A 4,584-nucleotide genomic window follows, 5' to 3' on the forward strand; every position below is an offset into this window, starting at 1 on the left:
CGCCTGCATGCCGCCATAAGCGATGCTCGTGACACGCAAACTCGCGTAGGGCTGATATTCATTAACCTTGATCGCTTTCGCCAAGTTAACGAGTCGCTGGGCTTCGAAGTTGGCGATAGCATTCTGCGCGAAACTGGCCGCCGCCTCACTGAACTTGGCAGCAAGCTCGATACCTTAGCGCGTATTGGTGGTGACGAATTCGCGCTGATTTTCCCCGATGTTCACAGCAATGATGATCTCGAACGCCTTAGCGAAGAGGTAATCGGCAGCCTGCGTGCGCCCTTCCGCATCGGCGATCATGAGCTGCTATTGGGCGCGTCCTTAGGCATTTGCGAGTTCCCCGAACACGGTCGTGAGTTAGCCATTTTAATCAATCACGCCGACCTCGCTATGCAGCAAGCCAAGCGCTTAGGCGGTAATCAATGGCGGCGTTATAGCCCAGATATGCGCAGTGCCACTGTTGAGCAACTGCATCTAGAAAACAGTCTGCGCAAAGCGATTTTCCGCGATGAGTTTATTGTGCATTACCAACCGAAACTATCGCTGGCCAGTCAGCGCATCGTCGGCATGGAGGCACTAGTACGTTGGCAACATCCAACTCTGGGCCTTTTGCATCCGGGCAAATTTATTCCATTGGCTGAAGAAACCGGGCTGATCTCGGTTATTACCGAGCGCGTATTGTCTCAAGCCACAACTCAGCTGAAAGCATGGACCGATGCTGGTCTTGGCAAGCTTCATGTGGCCGTCAACATACCGCCACAGCAGCTGCACAAAGGTAATTTGCTACAGCTGTTGGAGCAGGCGCTCGATGATAGCGGCCTAAGCGCAAAGCAGTTGGAAATTGAGCTAACTGAAACATCTCTGATGGATGACCCAGACTTGGCCATTAGTTTGTTCAAGCAGATTCGCCGCATGGGTGTGAGCATAGCCCTCGACGACTTCGGCACCGGCTATTCGTCATTGAGCCATCTACGCCGCTTCCCACTCGATATTCTAAAGATAGACCAGTCCTTTATCCGCGATGTTGGCACGCAAAATGAAGATGGCGCCATCGTACGCGCCATCATTACCATGGCACATGAGCTTGGCATGAAGGTGGTTGCTGAGGGCGTGGAAACGCGTGAGCACTATCATTTCTTGGAGCAAGAGCGCTGCGATATCGTGCAAGGCTATTTGATTAGTCGGCCGGTGACTGCCGAGGCTATGGAGCTACTACTACGAGAGCAGGCACTGGCAGAGCGCCAGCAACCTTCATTTTTAAGCGGGATAGAGCTGTAAGACGACGTGGGTGCCAGTGATTTTGGCACCCACGCATATCTGCTCTTATTCTACTGTGACCGACTTCGCCAAATTGCGCGGCTGATCAACATCAGTGCCTTTGGTAATCGCCACGTGGTAAGACAAAAGCTGCAATGGAATCGTGTAAAGAATCGGCGCAACTTCATCGGCAACAGTCGGCATAGAGAACACCTTAATGCCAGGCTCTTCGCGTACATCAGCATTCTGATCAGCAAAGACATAGAGCACGCCTGCGCGAGCTCGAACTTCCTGCAGGTTCGATTTTAGCTTATCGATGAGATCATTTTTCGGTGCCACGGCGACTACTGGCATGTCTTGATCAACTAATGCCAACGGGCCATGCTTAAGCTCACCTGCTGGATAAGCCTCAGCATGAATATACGAGATCTCCTTCAGCTTCAAAGCGCCTTCCATCGCTACCGGATACTGCGTACCGCGGCCTAGAAACAGCGTGTGATGCTTATCTGCAAACTCATCAGCAATGCGCTCGATAGCAGGATCCATCGCTAATACTTGATCAACCAAAGCTGGCAAGCCCTGCAGTTGGGTAACGATATCTTGCTCGCGCTCGGCGCTCAAATTGCCTTGCTGGCGACCTGTCGCTAGCACCAAAAGCATCAGCGCAACTAACTGCGTAGTAAATGCCTTAGTCGACGCCACACCAATCTCGGGGCCGGCATGCGTAATGAACGCCAAATCAGATTCGCGCACCAAGGTGGATGTCGGCACGTTGCAAATGCAAAGTGAGCCCATCGCACGTGACTTAACTTCACGTAAAGCGGCCAAGGTGTCGGCGGTTTCACCCGACTGTGAAATGGTTACTAGCAATGTGTCGGCGGGCAGTACCGTGGTGCGATAGCGGAACTCGCTCGCGACCTCTACGTGACAGGAAATCCCCGCAATCGCTTCTAGCCAATATTTCGCCACAAAACCGGCGTGATAGCTTGTGCCGCAAGCTAAAATTTGAATATGGCGCGCCTGCGCAAATAACGTCGCTGCTTGCGGGCCAAAAGCATCAATAGCCACTTTTCCTTGGCTAACACGGCCAGCCAAAGTACGTTCAATCGCTAATGGCTGCTCGTAAATTTCTTTCAACATATAGTGCTTATAGCCAGCTTTTGAGCTCGCATGTAGCGTGGCGTCTAGCTCTACAATTGGCCGGCTAACCTCAACACCACGACCATTCCAAATGGTGACTTTCTTGGCGCAGACCTCAATGAAGTCGCCCTCTTCCAAGTAAATAAAGCGGTTAGTCACTGGCAATAGCGCGAGCTGATCAGAGCTAATAAAGTTTTCACCGATGCCAATACCAACCACTAATGGCGAACCTTGGCGAACAGCTAGCAAGCGCGATGGTTCATTGGCGCGAATAATGCCCAAGGCAAAAGCGCCATGCAGCTGCGCAACAGCAGCCCTCACTGCACCCATGAAGTCGGGGTTTTTACGCAGCTCAGACTGAATCAAATGCGGCACAACTTCCGTATCGGTCTGTGATGTGAAAGCAAAACCTTCAGCCTGTAAGCGCTCGCGCAGTGACTCGTAGTTTTCGATAATGCCGTTGTGCACCACCGCAATATCACCGGAGCGATGTGGATGTGCGTTGTCTTGCGTTGGCGCGCCGTGGGTAGCCCAGCGGGTGTGAGCGATGCCCAAATGGCCATGTACATGTGCGCTCACATCGGCGAGCGCCTGCACTTTTCCCATTTCGCGCTCACGAATAATATCCCCGTCGTGAATGACGGCCAGGCCTGCGGAGTCATAGCCGCGGTACTCGAGGCGGCGCAAGCCTTCGATCAAAACTTCAGCGACATTACGCTCGCCAATCGCACCTACTATTCCGCACATACAGATATCCTTATTTTGTCGTGTTTTTAGTCGGGCGCTGCCAACCATCAAGAGTGATTTGTTTAGCGCGACTTACCGCAAGCGTTGCCTGGGCCACTGACTTGGTAATAGTTGAGCCTGCACCAGTGGTCGCATTTGAAGAGATTTCTACGGGCGCCACTAAGGAGTTATTGCTACCAATAAACACATTGTCGCCGATGGTAGTTAAGTGTTTATTCGCGCCGTCGTAATTGCAGGTAATCGTGCCTGCGCCAATATTTGAGCCGCTGCCAATAACTGCATCACCCAAATAGGTGAGATGGTTCGCCTTTGAGCCAGCGCCCATGCGCGTGGCTTTGGTCTCAACAAAGTTGCCAATATGCACATCAGCGCCTAAGTCGCTGCCCGGGCGGATACGCGCGAACGGGCCTATCTGCGCGCGTTCGCCAATGCTTGCTGAGTCGATGATGCTATAGGGTTTAATAATGGTCTCTGCGGCAATTTCGCAATTACTCAATACCGAGCCTATGCCTACTTGTACTCCATCACCAAGCACAACTCGGCCATTGATCTGTACATTAGGCTCGAGTAGTACATCTTGGCCATGCACTAACTCGCCGCGAATATCCACGCGCGCAGGGTCGATTATAGTCACTCCGGCGCGGAGCAACGCATCGGCCTGAGCACGTTGCCATACGCGCTCTAGCGTGGCTAATTGCAGTTTGTCGTTGACGCCTTCCACTTCCCACGGCGTTTCGGGATGCACTGCCGTTACTGTCACGCCTTCAGCGGTAGCCATGCCAATCAAATCTGTTAAATAGTATTCACCTTGCGAATTGGCATTACGCAGCTCAGGCAGCCATTTATGCAATAAGGCATTTGGTACGCACAAAATGCCGGTGTTCACTTCTTTAATGAGTAGCTCATCGGCGCTGGCGTCTTTCTGCTCAACAATGCGCGATACCTTGCCAGCTTCGCGCACAATGCGGCCATAACCGGTGGGATTATCGAGCGTGACAGTAAGCAAACCGAGCTCATTTTTGCCCTCGCAAACTGCGAGTAGGCGCTGCAATGTGCTAACGGAAAGTAACGGCACATCGCCATACAGAATCAGCGTACTACCTTCTTTTGCAAGCACTGGCAGGGCCACTAGTACCGCATGGCCTGTGCCTTTTTGTTCGGCCTGCAAGACCCAATCAATAGCGTCGTTGGTAAAGGCATTTTGTACAACATCGCCACCATGGCCATAGACCACAATGGGGCGTTCAGCACCAAGTGTTCGGCTAGCATCTAGCACATGGGCCAACAGCGGCTTGCCTGCTAAAGGTTGCATGACCTTGGGCAGCGCTGAGCGCATACGTGTGCCTTTGCCTGCGGCTAGAATAACGACCTGTAATGCCATGTTACCAACTGTTCTATTACTGCAATGGCGGGCATTTTACACGAACTGCTTTAATTTGC

At 52.3% G+C, this 4,584-nt stretch carries 3 protein-coding genes; 1 reads left to right on the plus strand and 2 read right to left on the minus strand.

The annotated features are described in order from the left end of the window. Positions 1-1,278 (plus strand): putative bifunctional diguanylate cyclase/phosphodiesterase (locus tag AC3DKE_RS10975; RefSeq protein WP_487990708.1); only part of this gene is annotated, 1,278 nt, incomplete at its 5' end. A gap of 45 nt (positions 1,279-1,323) precedes the next feature. Here AC3DKE_RS10975 and glmS read toward each other — a convergent pair. Both glmS and glmU read right to left on the minus strand, forming a co-directional pair. Continuing rightward, positions 1,324-3,144, minus strand: coding sequence for a glutamine--fructose-6-phosphate transaminase (isomerizing) (gene glmS, locus AC3DKE_RS10980; RefSeq protein ID WP_487990709.1), 1,821 nt, complete (start codon positions 3,142-3,144; stop codon positions 1,324-1,326). 10 nt (positions 3,145-3,154) lie between these two features. Continuing rightward, the gene (glmU, locus tag AC3DKE_RS10985; protein WP_487990710.1) at positions 3,155-4,525 is read right to left on the minus strand and encodes a bifunctional UDP-N-acetylglucosamine diphosphorylase/glucosamine-1-phosphate N-acetyltransferase GlmU; all 1,371 of its coding nucleotides are present in this window, start codon (positions 4,523-4,525) and stop codon (positions 3,155-3,157) included. Between the last annotated feature and the right edge of the window lie 59 nt (positions 4,526-4,584).

The sequence above is a fragment of the Paraperlucidibaca sp. genome (assembly GCF_982810325.1).